The organism is Micromonospora sp. FIMYZ51 (genome assembly GCF_038246755.1).
In the GTDB taxonomy this organism is placed as follows: domain Bacteria; phylum Actinomycetota; class Actinomycetes; order Mycobacteriales; family Micromonosporaceae; genus Micromonospora.
This window is the reverse complement of record NZ_CP134706.1, coordinates 41,184-59,243: the sequence shown is the minus strand read 5'-3', so window position 1 is coordinate 59,243 and position 18,060 is coordinate 41,184. Positions and strand designations below refer to the sequence as shown.

General features: G+C 71.7%; 15 protein-coding genes and 2 pseudogenes. 7 read left to right on the top strand and 10 right to left on the bottom strand.

From position 1 onward, the window contains the following. Positions 1-81 precede the first annotated feature (81 nt). Both QQG74_RS00300 and QQG74_RS00295 read right to left on the bottom strand, forming a co-directional pair. A complete protein-coding gene (locus QQG74_RS00300; RefSeq protein ID WP_341718297.1) occupies positions 82-1,230 on the bottom strand; it encodes an acyl-CoA dehydrogenase family protein in 1,149 nt (382 codons plus the stop codon). Between the two features lie 98 nt (positions 1,231-1,328). Further along, positions 1,329-2,861 carry an acyl-CoA carboxylase subunit beta gene (locus tag QQG74_RS00295; protein WP_341718296.1) on the bottom strand — a complete coding sequence of 511 codons (1,533 nt, stop codon included), beginning with the start codon at positions 2,859-2,861 and terminating at the stop codon, positions 1,329-1,331. Positions 2,862-3,192: 331 nt separating this feature from the next. Between QQG74_RS00295 and QQG74_RS00290 the strand changes: the two are divergent. Beyond that, a pseudogene (locus tag QQG74_RS00290) lies at positions 3,193-4,391 on the top strand (IS110 family transposase). Between the two features lie 153 nt (positions 4,392-4,544). On the opposite strand, the pseudogene QQG74_RS00285 reads toward QQG74_RS00290, so the two are convergent. The 4 genes and pseudogenes from QQG74_RS00285 to QQG74_RS00270 form a co-directional block, all read right to left on the bottom strand. Then, positions 4,545-5,459 (bottom strand): annotated as a pseudogene (locus QQG74_RS00285) (hydroxymethylglutaryl-CoA lyase); the annotation flags it as partial. Between the two features lie 147 nt (positions 5,460-5,606). After that, a complete protein-coding gene (locus QQG74_RS00280; RefSeq protein WP_341718295.1) occupies positions 5,607-6,944 on the bottom strand; it encodes a biotin carboxylase N-terminal domain-containing protein in 1,338 nt (445 codons plus the stop codon). A 408-nt stretch (positions 6,945-7,352) separates the two neighbouring features. Continuing rightward, positions 7,353-7,979, bottom strand: coding sequence for a TetR/AcrR family transcriptional regulator (locus QQG74_RS00275; RefSeq protein ID WP_341718294.1), 627 nt, complete (start codon positions 7,977-7,979; stop codon positions 7,353-7,355). A gap of 43 nt (positions 7,980-8,022) precedes the next feature. Further along, the gene (locus QQG74_RS00270) at positions 8,023-9,411 is read right to left on the bottom strand and encodes an FAD-dependent oxidoreductase (RefSeq protein ID WP_341718293.1); all 1,389 of its coding nucleotides are present in this window, start codon (positions 9,409-9,411) and stop codon (positions 8,023-8,025) included. Between the two features lie 106 nt (positions 9,412-9,517). Here QQG74_RS00270 and QQG74_RS00265 point away from each other — a divergent pair, with 106 nt between their 5' ends. Next, positions 9,518-10,132: a TetR family transcriptional regulator gene (locus tag QQG74_RS00265; protein ID WP_341718292.1), complete on the top strand. Its 615-nt coding sequence runs from the start codon at positions 9,518-9,520 to the stop codon at positions 10,130-10,132. Here the strand turns inward: QQG74_RS00265 and QQG74_RS00260 are convergent, their stop codons facing one another. Beyond that, a complete protein-coding gene (locus QQG74_RS00260) occupies positions 10,133-11,023 on the bottom strand; it encodes a sulfurtransferase (protein WP_341718291.1) in 891 nt (296 codons plus the stop codon). A 107-nt stretch (positions 11,024-11,130) separates the two neighbouring features. Here QQG74_RS00260 and QQG74_RS00255 point away from each other — a divergent pair, with 107 nt between their 5' ends. Both QQG74_RS00255 and QQG74_RS00250 read left to right on the top strand, forming a co-directional pair. Then, positions 11,131-11,658: a SigE family RNA polymerase sigma factor gene (locus QQG74_RS00255; RefSeq protein ID WP_341718290.1), complete on the top strand. Its 528-nt coding sequence runs from the start codon at positions 11,131-11,133 to the stop codon at positions 11,656-11,658. Then, positions 11,651-12,910 carry a hypothetical protein gene (locus tag QQG74_RS00250; RefSeq protein ID WP_341718289.1) on the top strand — a complete coding sequence of 420 codons (1,260 nt, stop codon included), beginning with the start codon at positions 11,651-11,653 and terminating at the stop codon, positions 12,908-12,910. The genes QQG74_RS00255 and QQG74_RS00250 overlap by 8 nt, the downstream gene beginning before the upstream one ends. A gap of 47 nt (positions 12,911-12,957) precedes the next feature. On the opposite strand, the gene QQG74_RS00245 is transcribed toward QQG74_RS00250, so the two are convergent. Then, entirely contained in the window at positions 12,958-13,731 is a 774-nt protein-coding gene (locus tag QQG74_RS00245) for an SGNH/GDSL hydrolase family protein (protein ID WP_341718288.1), read from the bottom strand. Positions 13,732-13,890: 159 nt separating this feature from the next. Between QQG74_RS00245 and QQG74_RS00240 the strand changes: the two genes are divergently transcribed. Continuing rightward, positions 13,891-14,550, top strand: a complete 660-nt coding sequence (locus QQG74_RS00240) for an SUMF1/EgtB/PvdO family nonheme iron enzyme (protein ID WP_341718287.1) — start codon at positions 13,891-13,893, stop codon at positions 14,548-14,550. Between the two features lie 102 nt (positions 14,551-14,652). On the opposite strand, the gene QQG74_RS00235 is transcribed toward QQG74_RS00240, so the two are convergent. Next, positions 14,653-15,411 (bottom strand): HAD family hydrolase, encoded by a 759-nt coding sequence (locus QQG74_RS00235; RefSeq protein ID WP_341718286.1) that lies wholly within the window; start codon positions 15,409-15,411, stop codon positions 14,653-14,655. Positions 15,412-15,464: 53 nt separating this feature from the next. Further along, entirely contained in the window at positions 15,465-15,917 is a 453-nt protein-coding gene (locus tag QQG74_RS00230; protein WP_341718285.1) for a hypothetical protein, read from the bottom strand. Between the two features lie 174 nt (positions 15,918-16,091). On the opposite strand from QQG74_RS00230, the gene QQG74_RS00225 reads away from it, so the two are divergent. Next, positions 16,092-17,360: a histidine kinase gene (locus QQG74_RS00225; protein WP_341718284.1), complete on the top strand. Its 1,269-nt coding sequence runs from the start codon at positions 16,092-16,094 to the stop codon at positions 17,358-17,360. After that, complete coding sequence (locus QQG74_RS00220; RefSeq protein WP_341718283.1) at positions 17,357-18,016, top strand: response regulator transcription factor; 660 nt, start codon at positions 17,357-17,359, stop codon at positions 18,014-18,016. The genes QQG74_RS00225 and QQG74_RS00220 overlap by 4 nt, the downstream gene beginning before the upstream one ends. Positions 18,017-18,060 lie beyond the last annotated feature (44 nt).

Below are 18,060 nucleotides of genomic sequence, written 5' to 3'. Positions count from 1 at the left end.
ACCCGACAGCGAGCGGCTGCCCGGCCCGTTCCCAGCCGGGGCGCGCCCGCCAACGCGGGCCCGGCCTGCCCGGACCGGTTACTACAGGCCCAGGTCGCGAGCGATGATCATGCGCTGCACCTCGGAGGTGCCCTCGCCGATCTCCAGGATCTTGGAGTCCCGCCAGAACCGGGCCACCGGGTACTCGTTCATGAACCCGTACCCGCCGTGGATCTGGGTCGCCTCCCGGGCGTTGTCCACCGCGATGGTGCTGGCGTGCAGCTTGGCGATGGCCGCCTGGCGCTTGAACGGCTCGCCGGCCAGCATCCGGGCCGCCGCGTCGTAGTACGCCAGCCGGGCGGTGTGCGCCTTCATCTCCATGTCCGCGACCTTGAACTGGATCGCCTGGTAGTTCCCGATCGGCTGGCCGAAGGCGTGGCGCTGGCCGGCGTACTTGACGGACTCGTCGACGCAGCCCTGCGCGAGGCCGACGGCCAGCGCGGCGATGGCGATCCGGCCCTCGTCCAGGATGCGCAGGAACTGGGCGAAGCCCCGGCCACGCGCACCGAGCAGGTTCGCCGCCGGCACCCGGCAGTCGTCGAAGGTCAGTTCATGGGTGTCCGAGGCGGTCCAGCCGACCTTGGAGTAGCCGGGCGCGACGGTGAAGCCGGGCGTACCGCTCGGCACGATGATCGTGGACAGTTCCTTCGCCCCGTCCGGCCGGGTGCCGGTGACGGCGGTGACGGTGACCAGCGCGGTGATGTCGGTGCCCGAGTTCGTGATGAACGCCTTCGAACCGTTGATCACCCACTCGTCGCCGTCCAGCACCGCCCTCGTCTCGGTGCCGCCGGCATCCGAACCGAAGCCCGGCTCGGTGAGCCCGAACCCGGCCAGCGCCTCGCCGCTGAGCAGCTTCGGCAACCACCGCGACTTCTGCTCGTCGGTGCCGAACCGGTAGATCGGCATCGCGCCGAGCGAGACCGCCGCCTCCAGCGTGATCGCCACGCTGGAGTCGACCCGGGCCAACTCCTCCAGGGCCAGGCAGAGCGCGAAGTAGTCGCCACCCATGCCGCCGTACTCCTCGGCGAAGGGCAGGCCGAACAGGCCCATCTTGCCCATCTGCCGGATGATCTCGTACGGGAAGGTGTGCCGTTCGTAGTGCTCGGCGATGACCGGCGCGACCATCTCGCGGGCGAAGTCCCGCACGCTGTCGCGCAGCGCCTCGTGCTCCTCGCTGAGCCGGAAGTCCATCGGGTTCCTCCTTGGACGGATGACCGGGCGCTCGTGACGCCGGGACGGTGCCGGTGCTGATCGGGCGGCCGGACCGCCGACGCCGGCCGGACGACGGGTCAGACGGGGGTGACCCCGTGCCGACGGCGGGAGAAGTGCCGTTCCTTGCCACCGGCCGCAGCGAACCGGCGGATCAGTTCGGCGCGCAGGTCATGCGGCTCGACGATCGCGTCGATCACCAGTTCGCTGGCCAGCCGGACGATGTCGATGTCCTGCTCGTACTCGGCGCGCTTGGCGGCGACGAAGGCGGCCCGCTCGTCCGCGTCCTCGATCGCGGCGATCTTGTTCGCGTAGACCGCGTTCACCGCCGCCTCCGCACCCATCACCGCGATCTTCGCGGTGGGCAGGGCGATTGTGGCGTCCGGCTCGAAGCCCGGCCCGGCCATCGCGTAGAGGCCCGCGCCGTACGCCTTGCGGACCACCACGCAGATCTTGGGTACGGTCGCCTCGGAGATCGCGGTGATCATCTTGGCGCCGTGCCGGATGATGCCCTGCTTCTCCACCGCGCTGCCGACCATGAACCCGGGCACGTCGCTCAGGAACAGCAGTGGCACGTTGAACGCGTCGCACAGCTGCACGAACCGGGTCGCCTTGTCGGCCGAGTCGACGAAGAGCACCCCGCCCTTGAACATCGAGTTGTTGCCGACCACGCCGACGACCTCGCCGCCCAGCCGGCCGAAGCCGACGGTCAGCTCCTTGGCCCAGAGCGCCTGGATCTCGAAGAAGGAACCCTCGTCAAGTAGGCCCTTGACGTATCGCCGCATGTCGAACGCCTGCCGTTCGCTCGCCGGCACCAGCGCGGCCAGGTCCGCCTTGCCCGGCGCGTCGACCGCCTCGGCGGCCGGCGGGCGCTGGGTCCAGTTCGCCGGCAGGTACGACAGGTAGCGCTTGACCACGTCGAGCGCCTCGGCCTCGGACTTGCAGAGGAAGTGCCCGACGCCCGACTCGGCGCAGTGCACCTTGGCCCCGCCCATCGCCTCCAGGGTGGTCTTCTCGCCGGTGACCATCTCGACCATCCGGTCGGAGCCCAGATACATGCTGGCGTTGCCGTCGACCATGGCCACCACGTCACAGAACGCCGGAATGTACGCGCCACCTGCGGCGCTCGGCCCGAACAGCGCGCAGACCTGCGGGATCGAACCGGAGGCGCGTACCTGGTTCCAGAAGATCTTCCCGGCGCCGCGCCGGCCGGGGAAGAGCTCGACCTGGTCGGTGATCCGGGCCCCGGCCGAGTCGACCAGGTAGACCATTGGCACACCGGTGTCGTAGGCCCGCTCGATGATCCGGATGATCTTCTCGACCGTACGCGCACCCCAGCTGCCGGCCTTGACCGTGGAATCGTTCGCCATCAGGCAGACCTGGCGGCCGTCGATGGTGGCGGTGCCGGTCACCACACCGTCGGCGGGCAGCCCGTCGGCGAGCGCGTTCGCGTACAGCCCGTCCTCGACGAACGAGCCCTCGTCGACAAGCAGCGCGACCCGCTCCCGCGCGAACAGCTTGCCCTTGGCCGCGTTCGCCGCGTGGTACTTCTCCGCGCCGCCGGCCTTGACCCGCTTGCGCAGCTGCTCCAGCCCCGCACCGTCGTCCGTCACGCCGACCCCCTCGCCACCCCTGCGCGCCGAGCGCCTGAACGATCGTTAGGTTACCCCACCCCGACAGCCTCTCACCACCCTCACCCCACCCTCGTTACCTTTTTGATCGTCCCCAGCCGGGGACTCCTCGGTCGCCCGGCCCGGTATGACTTCCTGCCCCTGTCGTAGGCATGATCCGGGGGGTGTTGTCGCCGGGTCGGGTGGCGTCGGCGGACCGCTGATAGGGACACGGCCGCCCTGTTTGGGGTTGGTCTCTTCGTAACGTGGGTGCCGGCAGTCCGACGCCTGGACCTGTGGCCGAGGCCACGGACGATGCGTGGAGGCGGGTGTGGTGCACGGCGGATACGGCGTCTACCTCGGGTTGGATGTCGGTAAGGGTGATCATCACGCGGTCGGGTTGGCGCCGGACGGCAAGCGGCTGCACGACGCACCGTTGCCGAACACCGAGGCTCGGCTGAGGCAGTTGTTCGACAAACTCGCCGGCCACGGTCGGGTGCTGGTGGTGGTCGACCAGCCCGCCTCGATCGGCGCCCTGCCGGTCGCGGTGGCTCGGGCATGCGGTCATCAGGTGGCCTACCTGCCCGGCCTGGCGATGCGCCGGATCGCCGATCTGCACCCCGGAAGCGCGAAGACCGACGCCCGCGACGCCTATGTCATCGCTGATGCCGCCCGCACCCTGCCGCACACGCTGCGGCGGGTCGACGTCGGAGATGAGGCTCTGGCCGAGTTGGAGGTCCTCGTCGGCTTCGACGACGACCTCGCTGGCGAGGCCACGCGCGTGTCGAACCGTATCCGGGGACTACTCACCCAGATTCATCCCGCCCTGGAACGGGTTCTCGGCCCGAAGGTGCACCACAAGGCCGTGCTGGAGTTGCTGTCGCGCTGCGGCGGACCGGCCGGACTCCGCAAAGCCGGTCGCCGCAAACTACTCTCGATCGCCGCCGTCCACGCACCCCGCATGGGTGAACGGCTCATCGAACAGCTCATGGCAGCCCTCGACGAACAGACCGTCACCGTCCCCGGCACCCAAGCAGCCGAGACGATCCTGCCCCGTCTCGCCGACAGCCTCCGCGACGTCCTACACCAACGCGACCAAGTCGCCGACCAGGTCGAGAGGATGCTTGATGCACACCCTCTTGCCCCGGTCCTGACATCGATGCCCGGCATCGGCGTCAGGACCGCCGCCCGATCCTGCTCGAAGTCGGCGACGGCACCGCCTTCGCCACCCCCGGCCACCTCGCCGCCTACGCCGGCCTCGCCCCCGTCACCCGACGCTCCGGCACCAGCATCCGCGGCGAGCACCCACCCCGAGGCGGCAACAAGAACCTCAAACGCGCGTTCTTCCTCGCCGCGTTCGCATCCCTCGCAGACCCCGTCAGCCGCGCCTACTACGACCGCAAACGCGCCGAAGGTAAACGCCACAACGCCGCCCTCATCTGCCTCGCCCGACGCCGCTGCGACGTCCTATACGCCATGCTCCGCGACAAGATCCCCTACCAACCCCGCCCGACCAGCCCCGTCCCCGCTTGACGAAACCCATAGGGACACCCCCCACCCTCACCGCCGCCCTCCCCGCCGCGCCGATCTTGCACTTTTCGTCCCCGCATATCGGGACAAAAGCCGCGAAAAGGCGACCCAAACTGCAAGATCGCGGGGGCGAGGGGCGAGGGGGTGGGTTGTTAGGGGTTGGGGGGTTCGGCGGGTGCGGGGGCCGGCGCGGAGGATGGCGGAGGGGAGGGGGTGCGGGGTGAGGCGCTCGGCCAGCTCGGCGACCTCGATCAGGGCGTCCAGGTCGATGCCGGTGTCGATGCCCATGTCGTGCAGCATGTGCACCGCCTCCTCGGTGGCCAGGTTCCCACTGGCGCCGGGCGCGTACGGGCAGCCACCGAGACCGCCGACGCTGGCGTCGAACTCGGTCACCCCGAACTCCAGCGCGGTCAACAGGTTCGCCAACGCGGTGCCCCGGGTGTTGTGGAAGTGCAGCAGCACCGGGATGTGCGCGTTGCGGTCGCGTACCGCCGTCAGCAGGTCGCGGACCCGTCGGGGCGTACCCATGCCGGTGGTGTCGCCGAACGCGACGCGGTCGGCGCCGTCGCGGACCACCCGGTCCACGATGGCGGCCACCCGGGCCGGGTCGATGTCCCCCTCGTACGGGCAGCCGAAGCTGGTCGCGATGATCACCTCGGCCCGGGCACCCGCGCCGTGCAGCAGGTCGATCAGCTCGGCGATGTCGTCCAGGGACTCCTCGGTGGAGCGGTTGACATTGCGCCGGTTGTGCGTGTCGCTGGCGGAGACGACCACCTCGACCTCGGTGAATCCGGCGGCCAGGGCGCGCTGCGCGCCTCGGGTGTTCGGCACCAGTGCCGAGTAGCGGACCCCGGGCACCTTCGCCGCCCGCCGCCACACCTCGTCGGCGTCCGCCATCTGCGGGATCGCCTTGGGGTGCACGAACGACACCGCTTCGATCCGCCGTACGCCGGTGCGGGAGAGCGCGTCGAGCAGCTGCACCTTGGCGTCGGTCGGAATCGGCTCCTCGTTCTGCAACCCGTCGCGCGGCCCGACCTCGCGGATCAACACGGACTCCGGCAGTTCACTCATCTCGGCCACCCCACTGTGACACCCGACTGTCGCTGACCTTCCCAGCATCCCACCCCACCCACCAGCTCGGTTGATCAAGAGGTTTGCGTCGGGCCGAGCGCCGATCCCGGACGCAAACTTCTTGATCAACCAGAGCGGGCGGCGGGGTCAGCGCATCCGGGTGATCAGGGTGGTGTCGTAGGCGCCGGAGCGGAACTCCGCGTTGTCGAGGAGTTCGGCGAAGAACGGGAGGTTGTTCTTGGGGCCGGCGAGCTGGAACGCGGCCACCGCCGTCCGGGCCCGCGCCATCGCCTCGGTACGGGTGGGTGCGCTCACGATCAGCTTCGCCATCAGGCTGTCGTAGAACGGGGTGACGGTGTTCCCCTCGACGTATCCGGAGTCGACCCGTACCCCCTCGCCGGTGGGCTCCACCCAGGTCTTGATCACTCCCGGGCCGGGCAGGAAGCGCTTCGGGTCCTCCGCGTTGACCCGCAGCTCGATGGCGTGTCCGCGCGGGCTGAGGGCGTCCGGGTCGAAGGTCGGCGCCAGCCCGGCGGCCACCCGCAGTTGCTGCTCGACCAGATCCAACCCGTAGACCAACTCGGTGACCGGGTGTTCCACCTGGAGCCGGGTGTTCATCTCCAGGAAGAAGAACTCTCCGGACGCCGGGTCCAGCAGGCACTCCACCGTGCCCGCGTTGCGGTAGTTCACCGCCTCGCCCGCGCGTACCGCCGCGGCGAGCAGACGCGCACGCAACTGCGGCGAGACCGCCGGGGATGGCGACTCCTCGACCAGCTTCTGGTTGCGGCGCTGCACCGAACACTCCCGTTCGCCGAGCGCCACCACGCGGCCGTCGGCCAGCCCGAGGATCTGCACCTCGACGTGGCGTACCCGGGGGAAGTACCGCTCGATCAGCACCGAGCCGTCACCGAACATCCGCTCGGCGAACGAGCGCACCTTGTCGTACTCGGCACGCAGCGCGTCGGCGTCGGTGGCCACGCCCATGCCCATGCCGCCACCGCCCGCAGCGGCCTTCACCATCACCGGGTAGCCGATCTCGTCCGCTGCGGCGACCGCCGAGGCCAGATCCGCCGCCGGTGCGGTGGTGCCCGGCGCCACCGGCACCCCGGCCGCCGCCATCAGGTTTCGGGCGTTGATCTTGTCGCCCATCGCGCTTATCGCGTCCGCGTCCGGTCCGACCCAGATCAGGCCGCTGGCCCCGACGGTACGCGCGAAGTCGGCGTTCTCCGACAGGAAGCCGTAGCCGGGGTGGATCGCCTGCGCACCTGTCGACTTGGCGGCGGCGAGGATCGCCTCGCTGTTGCGATAGCTCTGCGCCGGGTTGGCCGGGCCGATGCAGACCGCCTCGTCGGCCTCAGTCACGAACGGCAGGTCGACGTCCACCTCCGAGTGCACCGCGATGGCGCGCACCCCGAGCCGCTTCGCGGTACGGATGATCCGGCGGGCTATTTCGCCCCGGTTCGCGACCAGCAGTGACTCGATCATGGTTCCTCCGAGCGTTCCATTTTGTGGGACGCCCGCTAGGGAACCACGCCGACCCCAGTGAAGGAAGGGCCCCTTGTTAACGCCTGCGGTATAGCACGGGCCCCTTATTAACACGCGCCAGGCAGCGCGGCGGCAGCACGGTGAAGCGCGGCGGCAGCACGGACGCAGCGCGGCGGCAGCACGGACGCAGCGCGGCGGCAGCACGGACGCAGCGCGGCGGCAGCACGGACGCAGCGCGGCGGCAGCGCGGACGCAGCGCGGACGCAGCGCGGCGGCAGCGCGGACGCAGCGCGGCGGCAGCGCGGACGCAGCGCGGACGCAGCGCGGCGGCAGCGCGGACGCAGCGCGGCGGCAGCGCGGACGCAGCGCGGACGCAGCGCGGCGGCAGCGCGGTGAAATTCAGGCGGGTCAGGCGGGTTCGGTGGGGGCGAGGAGCGCGGCGAGGGTGGCGCTGCGCAGCAGCTCGGCACGGCGGCGGCGATCGACCTCACCGCCGAGGAAGGGGGTGGAGTTCATCAGGCCGAACGCGGCGTGCGCCAGCACCCGTGCCTCCCCGTCCGGCAGCCCGGGGTGCAGCGCGGTCAGCACGGCGACCCATTCCTCGACGTAGAGCCGCTGGAGACGGCGGATCCGACGCCGGGGCTCCTCGGGCATCCGGTCCAACTCGTGCAGGTGCAGCGCGATGACGGCCGGATTGGCCAACGCAAAGTCGACATGGAAGTCGATAAGCGACTCCAGGGCACCACGCGGGTCGTCCGGGTGGGCGACGGACCGCTGCCGCCCGCCTTCGAGCAGGCCCTCGCTTACCGGCGTCAGCGCGGCGACAAGCATTGCCTCTTTGCCGGCGAAGTGGTGGTAGAGCGCCGGACCGGTCACGCCGGCAGCCGCACCGATGTCGTCCATCGACACGCCGTGGTAGCCGCGGGAGGCGAACAACCCCACCGCGATCTCCAGGATCTCGTCCTTGCGGGACCGGCGCCGCCCCGCCCCCGTGGCCCCGCCGTTCGCTGCCCGGGCCTGCTGCTCCACCGTCACCGGCCAAGCGTAGACCCAGGGTGGTGACCAAGGGCAGCCTCGGTTACCGGCCAGTCCGCCTACCGGGAACACCACCCCGCGCGGCGTCGACAGCCGGGGTGGTGGCGGGCCGCTGGTGCAGGCCGGAAAGGCGTAGGGCGATCCGGTGGCGGGCCGGCGGCAGCACCCCGACCAGGCGCAGCAGCAGGTCCCGGGCCGGGCGCAGGGCGGGCGGTGCGGTGGCCAGCCGGGTGAGCCGGTCGGCGAAGCCGGCCACGTCGTGGGCGAGCGGGCGACGGCGGGTCGCGTACTCGTCAAGCAGCCGGTCAGGACCGCCGGCCAGTACGTCGGCGAGGGTCGCACCGAGGTCGACCGCGTCGCTGATGCCGAGGTTCATGCCCTGCCCGCCGGCCGGGCTGTGCACGTGACCCGAGTCCCCGGCCAGCAGCACCGGCCCACGTCGGAAGGTCTCGGCGACCCGCCGGTGCAGCCGGAAGCGCGAGGACCAGAGCACCTCGCGGACCCGATCGGGCCGAGTTGCCGGACCGCGCTCGTCGAGCAGCCGTTGCAGGTAGCCGGCATCCGGCTCGGCCGGCGGGTCGGCGACCGCGCCGACCGTGACCCCCGTGCCGACCGTGGCCCCGGCTGCCCCCGTGTCCACCGTGGCCCCGGCTGCCCCCGTGCCGACCGTGGCACCGGCTGCCCCCGCGCCGACCGTGGCCCCGGCTGCCCCCGTGTCCACCGTGGCCCCGGGGATGACCGTGGCGATCGTGGCCGGAGGGGTGACCTGGGCCACCAGTCGTACCCGGCCGTCGGGCAGCGGCGCCCAGACCAGCGGACCGCTGCGGGCGAGGAAGATCGACACACCATCGCGGGGCAGGACGCTGTCCACGCGTACGTCCGCCAGCACGAACGATTCCATGGAGTCCGCCGGGCCGGTGAACCGGATGCCGGCCAACTCGCGCACCGTGCTGTGGATGCCGTCGGCGCCGATCACCCACCGGGCGCGTACGGTCGCTCCGGCGAACCGGGCCACCGCGCCATCGCCATCCTGCTCCAGGCCGGTGAGCTGGTACGGGCGCAGTACCGGCACACCCGCATCGGCCAGCCGCTCGGTCAGCACCTGCTCGGTCACCGACTGGGAGACCAGCAGCGCGTACCGGTGGCGGGTGGGCAGCCGGTCGAAGGGCACGGTGGCCAACAACCGGTCCCGGTCGCGGACGCTGAATCGCGCCGACCGCAGGCCCTGGGCCACCAGGGGCGCGCCCGCGTCGAGCCGGTCCAACAACTCCAGGGTGTACGCGTGCACGACCGCCGCCCGCGAGGTGACCGGCGGTTCTTCCCGCTTGTCGACCAGGGTGACCTCGATCCCTCGGCGGGCCAGGGCGAGTGCGGCGGTCAGTCCGGTCGGGCCGGCCCCGACGACCAGCACGTCCGTTCGTTCGGGCAGCATGACGACCTCCCGAGGCAGATGCCAACAACCGTTGGCCAACACTTGTTGGCAACGCTAGGCGCCCCCGGAAGCGGAAGTCAACAAGTGTTGGCATATCGTCGGTCAGATGACGGAAGGCGTACGCCCGGAAGAAGGCGCGAAGTCGGCGGCCGGCGGACGGCGGCCACGGCGCTCGGACGCCACCCGGGCAGCCATCCTGCGGGCCGCCCGGGACCGGTTCGCGGCGGACGGCTACGACCGGGCGACGATCCGCGCGATCGCCGCCGAAGCGCGGATCGACCCGTCCATGGTGATCCGCTACTACGGCAGCAAAGAGGAGCTGTTCGCCACGGCGGCCGAGTTCGACCTGCGGCTGCCGGACCTGAGCGAGGTACCGCCCGATCAGCTCGGCGCAGCGCTTGTCAGCTACTTCTTCACCCGCTGGGAAGGGGACAGCACGCTGCCGGCGCTGCTGCGTACGGCGAGCACCAACCCGAGCGGGGCCGAACGCGTACGCGAGATCTTCGCCAGCCAGCTCGGCGCGGCCGTGGCCCGCGTGGTCGCCGACCCGGCGGAGGCCCCCCGGCGGGCCGGCCTGGTCGCCAGCCAACTGCTCGGGGTGGCCCTCACCCGCTACGTCCTCCGCCTGCCCCCCATGGTCGACATCGCCCCGGCCGAGCTGATCGCCTGGCTGTCCCCCACCATCCAGCGTTACCTCCGCGCCACCCCCGGCGCGGACTGATCACCTCGGGTCGGGGCCCTTGACGACGGGAGCGCGGACCAGGTTGCCCCACTCGGTCCAGGAGCCGTCGTAGTTGCGCACCCGGGGGTAGCCGAGCAGGTGGCGCAGCACGAACCAGGTGTGGCTGGAGCGTTCGCCGATCCGGCAGTACGCGATCACGTCGTCGTCCGGGCTCAACCCGAGCTGGTCGGCGTAGATGGCGCGCAGCTCGTCGGCCGACTTGAACGTGCCGTCGTCGTTTGCGGCGGACTTCCACGGCTTGCTCACCGCGCCCGGGATGTGCCCGCCACGCAGCGCGCCCTCCTGCGGGTAGTCCGGCATGTGCAGCATCTCGCCGGTGTACTCACCCGGCGAACGCACATCCACAAGCGGCCGGTCGGCGGCGACGTGTGCCGCCACCTCCTCGCGGAACGCCCGCACCGGTGCATCGTCGCGCTGCGGCACCGGGTACTCGGCCCGGGGCCGGGTCGGCTTGTCCCGGGTCAGTTCCCGCCCCTCGGCAATCCACTTCTGCCGGCCGCCGTCGAGCAGCCGCACGTCCGGGTGACCGAAGAGGGTGAAGACCCAGAGGGCGTACGCGGCCCACCAGTTGAAGTTGTCGCCGTAGAAGACCACGGTGTCGTCCCGGCCGATGCCCTTGGCGGCACACAGCTCGGCGAACCGCTCGGCGTCGAGATAGTCCCGGGTCACCTGGTCGTTCAGCTCAAGATGCCAGTCGACCTTGATGGCACCGGGAATGTGACCGGTGTCGTAGAGCAGCACGTCCTCATCGGACTCGACGACGACCAGGCCCTCGTCGCCCAGGTGCTCGGCCAGCCACTCGGTGGTGACCAACCGCTGGGGGTCGGCGTACGACTGGAGTCGGGGATTGGGATCACTCGGCACAGCCATGACCCCCAACCTACGCCGTCTCCCGGCGGGCCATTGATATTCGGGTGCAGCAAATGCCCGGCACCCGACGTGACAGTGGTGACTGCCGCCGAACACCGAGGACCGCCATGACCGCAGGGCACCGTGCCGAGCCACCCGGGGCCAGCCCGCCCACCCTCGACTTCGCCGACTTCTACCAGAGCCACTTCCACCGCCTGGCGGTGCAGCTCTACGCGTACCTCGGCGACCACGCGGAGGCGCAGGACCTCACCCAGGAGGCTTTCTGCCGGCTGCTGGAGCGGTGGGACCGGGTCAGCGGGTACGACGATCCGTACGCCTGGGTACGCCGGGTCGGCTGGAACCTCGCCACCAGTCGACTGCGCCGGGTGCGCACCGCCGTACGCCATCTCGCCCGGCAACGCCCGGAGCACGTGCCCGGCCCGGAACCGGACCGGGTGGCGCTGCTGCGGGCGCTGGCCACCCTGCCCGCCGCCCAGCGTCAGGCAATCGTCCTGCACCACCTGGCCCACCTGCGGGTCGCAGAGATCGCCGAGCAGTTGGGCGTACCGGCGGGGACGGTCCGGTCCTGGCTGTCCCGTGGGCGGGCGGCGTTGGCCACGTACTTCAGCGAGCGGCAGGAGGCCGGCCGTGCGTGAGACCGACCTGGAGCAGATGTTCGCCGAGTTCGAGGCGAGCGCCGCGCCGACGTTCCGGCCACCCGGCCTGCCTGCCGTCCGGCGTCGGGCGCGGGACCGCCGTCGCCGCCGCCGTGGGCTGCTGACCGGCATCGTCGCGCTGCTGCTGACCGGCCCCGCCGGGGCGTACGCGGTGGCCGGGCGGGGCGGCGAGTCCGATCCGCCCACCCCGGACCCGTCGCCGTCGACCGACGAGCGGCTGATCGAACGGCGGGTGCACCCGACCGGCGTGGCCGGGCGGCTGACCGGGCTGCGGTTCGTCAGTTCGCAACACGGTTGGGCGCTCTTCGACACCTGCCAGCCGGTCGACCAGCCGAGTCGGACGGACTGCCGCCGCGACCTGGCGCGGACCGTCGACGGGGGCCAGACCTGGCAGCGCACCCCGCTGCCGGACGCAGCGAACCGTCCCCGGCAGGAGGGAGCGTTCTACCTGCTGGCCGTCGACGAGCGGACCCTCACCGTGGGGATCGGCGGCGGGTACCTGGTCTCCACCGACGGCGGGGCTTCCTTCTCCGAGCACCCTCGGGAAGCTCCGCCCGAGGCGACCCGGCGCGGCGTGGCCACCCGCAGCGGGTATCTGCTCCAGTGCCCGGGCAGCGGCCCGCTGATCAGGTTGGACTGCGCCGAGTTCGAACTCGCCCGGGTCGGTGCGCCGGGGCCACCTACCCAACCCCCGGTGGTCCTGCCAAACGATGCCGAACCGGGGCTGGTCGAGGGCGGCGACGGCCGGCTCTGGGTGACCGGCCCGGAGGGCGGCCGGCTGCGTACCGTGGTCAGCGCCGACGGCGCGGCCAGTTGGCGGCAACTACCCGCGGTGTCCGGTGCCGTCCGGCTGCTGGTCTCCCCGGACGGCCGCGACGCCTGGCTGGTCGGCATGAGCGCCACCGCCTACGACGGAGCAACCCCGAAGCGGGTCTGGCGGCTGATCGACGACCGGTGGCGAGAGCAGACCGAGTTACCACCCGACACCAACTCGGTGGCCGCCGTCAACGACGGCCTGCTCGTCGTGACCAACCCCTGGGGCAACGTGGGCTACTGGACCGGCGAACGGTACATCGACGTCCCCGAGGCCCGTGGACCGCGCTTCGGCAACGGCGAGGACGACCCGACCGTCGAGGTGCTCCCCGACGACACCATCGTCATCACCACCCGGACCGCCACCACCCTGGGTTCCCCCACCCAACCCCGCACCTGGATACGCCTCACCCACTGAAACGGTCGGTTGATCGAGAGGCTGCTGACCGGCACCTCTCGATCGACTCAGTGGGCGGGTGGGAAGGGGGTCAGGGTGGGGCGCTTGGGGGTGACGGTGTCGCCGGAGGAGCGGCCGGTCAGCCGGCGCTTGAGCCAGGGAGCCAGGTGTTGGCCGGCCCACCGCACGTCGGCGGTGCGGGCGGCCAGCCAGGGCGTCGGTTCCGGGTTCGGCGGGACCAGCAGCCACTCCTCGTCACAGCCGACACCGAGGGCGGTGAGCACCTGACCGGCGACCCGGCGGTGCCCGGCCGGTGAGAGGTGCAGCCGGTCGGTGCTCCACAGCATCGGATTCAGGTACGTGTCGTCGGCGTACAGGTCGACCAGGATCGCGCCGTGGCGTTCGGCGGTCTCGCCCACCGCCCGGTTGAGCAGGGCCACCCGAGGCGCGATCAGCCGCTGCCCGGGCAGCCGCGCCATCACGTCGGCGAACCGGAACAGCACCACGTCGGCCCCGTCGGCACGCAACGTCGAGACCACCTGGTCGAAGCGGCCCACCAGCGAGTCCGGGTCGAAGCTGCGACGCAGCACGTCATTGCCGCCCGCCGCGAAGCTGATCAGGTCGGGCTGCATCGCCAACGCGGCCGGCACCTGCTCGGCCACCACGTTCGGGAAGGTACGGCCCCGGATGGCCAGGTTGGCGTACCGGAAATCGGGGCCCGCCTCGACGGCCAGCCGGGTGGCGACCAGATCCGCCCAACCCCGGAAGCTACCGTCCGGGTACGGGTCGTCCAGCCCTTCGGTGAAGCTGTCACCGATCGCGACGTAACTACCCCAGCCCACGCTGCTCCTTCGGAGTAAGGAAGGGCACCTTATTAACGCCTGCGGTAGAGGAAGGGCCCCTTCTTAACATCGGGAAGTCTGGCACCGGGCAGGTTGACCCGGCTGCCCCGTCGGCGCGAAACGTGGCATAGGTCATCCGCTGGGTAGGATCCCCTCCTGATGGACAGCCGCACGATGGTCCCGGTGGCCGCCGGCCAGGTCGCCCTCGCCGACCGGCGTACGCAGCGCCGGTGGTCGGTCCAGTTGGCGCCGTACGAGATCGCGGCACACCCCGTCACCCAGGACGAGTACGCGCAGGTCACCGGCGAGCGACCGAGCGCCTTCAGCGGCGGGAACCTGCCGGTCGAGAGCGTCTCCTGGTGGGCTGCGGTCCGCTTCTGCAACACCCTCTCCGAGCAGGACGGACGCCGCCCCGCGTACCGGCTCGACGACGAGAATGTCGAGTGGGACCGCACGGCCGACGGATACCGGCTGCCGACCGAGGCGGAATGGGAGTACGCCTGCCGAGCCGGCACCACCGGCCCGCGTTACGGTCCGCTGGACGAGATCGCCTGGTACCGCGACAACTCCGGCGAGCGCCCGCACGACGTCGGCAGCCGGCGACCCAACGCCTGGGGGTTGCACGACATGCTGGGCAACGTGTGGAACTGGTGCTGGGACGTCTACGACGCGGAGGTCTACGGCACATACCGGGTGCTGCGCGGCGGCGGTTGGTTCGACGAGCACTGGAGCTGCCGCGCCTCGGTACGCCGCCGCAGCCATCCCACCTTCACCGTCGACGACGTGGGCTTCCGCGTGGCGCGCTCCGCCCCACGCTGAACCGCCCCACGCTGAACCGCCCCACGCTGAACCGCCCACGCTGAACCGCCAGCCCAGCTTCCACGCTGAACCGCTCGCCCAGCTTCATCGCGTACGCCGGAGTCAGCTCGCCGACCAACTCTGCCGCAGCAGGTCCAGCAGTCCGTGGCCGTCCTCGATCCGGGCGTCGGGAGCCAGCTCCGGGTCGACCGGCTCGCGGTCGGTGCGCGGCGAGCGCATCAGCACCGCCGCCGCTGTGCCGGCCCGCCGGGCGCAGGCCACGTCGCGGTGCAGGCTGTCGCCGACGAACCAGCAATCCCCGATCGGTACGCCGATGGCGTCGGCGGCCAGCTGCGCGAAACCCGGGTTGGGCTTCCGTAGCCCGGTCTCGTCGCTGTAGAACTCGGCGACGAAGAGCCCGGACAGCCCGGCCTTGGCGAGGAAGTCCCGATGTGCCGCGCCGCAGAGGGTGTTGCTGACCACCGCCATCGGCACCTGCGCCTCGGCGGCGGCCCGCAGCGCCTCCGGGATGCCGGGACGCACCTCCCATTCGGCGCGCCAGGTCCAGGCGTACGCCAGTGACGTCGCCTCGCGCTCGACGGCGGCCCGCGCCGGTGCCGGCCAGCCGTGGGTGACGAAGTCCGCCCAGACCCGGTTGTGCGGCAACTCGACCGGTTCCGCCGAGGCGCTGATCTCGTCGCGCCAGAGCCCGTACGCCCGCGCACCCGCGCGCAGGTCGGCCGCGATGCGTTCCGTCGGCAGCGCTCCGCCGATCACCTCGCCGAACCGGCGTACCATCGCCGGCTCCGCCGCCCCACCGGCCGGCGCATCCGCCAACACCCCACCGAAATCCAGCAACAACCCACCCGGTGCCCGCATCATTCCCCCATCCTCGCGCAGATGCGGCTTCGAGAGGCAGGCCCGGCCCGGCCGTTTCAGGGGCGGCGGCGGGCGAGGGGCCAGGCGATCAGGCCGGCCACCGCGCCCACGATGACGCCGGTGAAGACGCTGCTGATCGCGGCGAAGAACCGGATGATGATCTCTTGTGTGCCGGGGGCGAGGTCGCTGAGGTTGCCGCCCAGCATCGGCGGCTCGTCGAACGCGGCGTCCCAGAGCAGCTGGTGGGTCAGCGCGAGCAGCACGCCGTAGATCAGGCCGACGACGAGCAGGGTGAGGAACGGGTTGGGCACCTGCCGCACCACCGCGACCATGATCCACACCATTGGCGGTACGACCACGAGCAGCAGGTTGACGAAGGTGCCCTCGTGCACCAGACCCAGATCGTGCAGCACCACCCGGGGCAGCCCGAGCAGGGCGAGCCCGAACAGGGCGAGCATCGGCAGGCCGAGCGCCCGGCGGTTCGGTGCGGGTGGTTGTGCAGCGGTCACGACGGCGACTCCCTCGACGAGTGTTAAGAAGGGGCCCCTGCTCTACCGGAGGCGTTAACAGGGGGCCCTTCCTTTCTAAGCCGGTTGGGCGCGGCGCTGGTACGTCGGTGGGCGACTATCGCAGTCGCCTGCTGACGACTCCGGCGCACCCGGGCAGCGCCGTACGCTGAGTTCGTGGCCGGTCGAGCGAACGAGCACACGTCCCGCCCCTGGGTCGTCGACGTGCTGCTCGGCGTGGGCGTTGCCGCCACCGTCTCGATCGTCATCACCGCCAACGAGGGCGGCCGGCACGGGCCGGAACCCGTCGCGTACCTGTGGGCGGTCGGCCTCGGCGCGCTGATGCTGGCCCGCCGCCGCTACCCGGTGGTGGTGCTCGCCGTGACCGTGCTGGGCCTGTTCGCCTACTACGCCGTCGGCTATCCGGCGGTCGGTCTGGCCGTGCCCGTCGCCGCCGCCCTCTTCTCCGCCGCCGAGTACGGGCGTCTCGCCGCCGCGGTCGCCGCCGCCGCACTGGTCACCGTGGTCTCGGTGGTCTTCCGCCTCGCCGAGGGTCAGGAGTTCTCCTTCGTGGTCGGCTACGAGCTGGCCGGGCACGTGCTGCTGATGGGCGCGGCGATCGCCCTCGGGGACAGCCTCCGGTCACGCCGGGCGGCGCAGGCGGACGCGCGACGGATCGCCGAGCTGACCGAGGCGCGTTACCAGCAGGAGGCGGACACCCGCGTCCAGCACGAGCGGATGGCCATCGCCCGCGACCTGCACGACTCCCTCGGCCACACCACGTCGGTGATCGCCCTGCACGCCGACGTGGCCCGGGAGGCGCTGGGCCGCGACGACGCCGCCGCCCGCTCGGCGTTGGAGTTGATCCGCGCCACGGCCGGCCGGAGCATGGCCGACCTGCGGCGGACGGTGACGTTGCTGCGGAAGCCGGAGGACCGGCCCCGCACGGTCGTCTCGCTGGGCAATCTCGACGCCGTGACCCAGGCGGCGAGCGCCGCCGGCTTCGACGTCGACGTCCGGGTCGACCTCGACGCACCGCTGCCGGCGCCGGTCGAGGCCGCCGCGTTCCGGATCGTCCAGGAGGCGGTCACAAATGTGGTCCGGCACTCCGCCGGCAGCCGGGTCGAGATCCGGGTGTGGCCGGACGGGCCCCAGCTGAACCTGTCGGTCACCGACTCCGGCGCCGACCAGGCGACCGCAGAACCGGCCACCGACTCCGGCGCCGACCAGTCGGTGGTGAAGCCGGCCACCGACTCCGGCGCCGCGCGGGCGGGGATGGCGTCCGGCACCACCGATCGGATCGGCTGGCCGACGACGGGTCCCGGCGGCCACGGCATCGCCGGGATGCGGGAACGGGCCGAGAGCCTGGGCGGCAGGCTCGTCGCCGAACAGCGGGCCGACGGATTCCTGGTACGGGCCGTACTTCCGCTGGCGGAACCCGGATGACAAGCGTGCTCGTGGTCGATGACCAGGATCTCGTCCGGGCCGGCATCCGTACCCTGCTGGCGGCCGATCCGCAGATCACGGTCGTCGGGGAGGCCGCCGACGGGCGTACCGGAGTTCGGCTGGCCCGCCAGTTGCGGCCGGACGTCGTACTCATGGACATCCGCATGCCGGTGCTGGACGGCCTGGCCGCCACCGCCGCGATCCGGGCCGACGGCAACCTGGCCGGCACCCGGGTGCTGATCCTCACCACCTTCGACGACGATGCGGACATCATCGAGGCGGTAAACCTCGGCGCCGCCGGGTACCTGCTGAAGGACACCCCCTCCGACGACCTGCGCCGGGCGGTGCACACGGCGGCGGCCGGCGGGAACCTGCTCTCGCCCGCCGTCACCCGCCGGGTCATGGAGCAACTCGCCGCCGCACCGAGGCCGCCCCGGCCCGATCCCCGGTTGAGCGTGCTCACCGAACGGGAGCGTGCCGTGCTGACCCGGGTCGGGCTGGGCGAGACCAACGACGAGATCGGTCGGGCCCTGTTCATCAGCCCGGCGACCGCGCGCACCTACGTCAGTCGCCTGCTGGCCAAACTGGACGCCCGGGACCGCACCGCGCTTGCGGTAATCGCCCACCGGGCCGGCCTCACCGGGGCCGAGGGTTGAGCTAATCGGATCGCCCTCGCCGAACGCCGGTCGTAGGCTGCGGC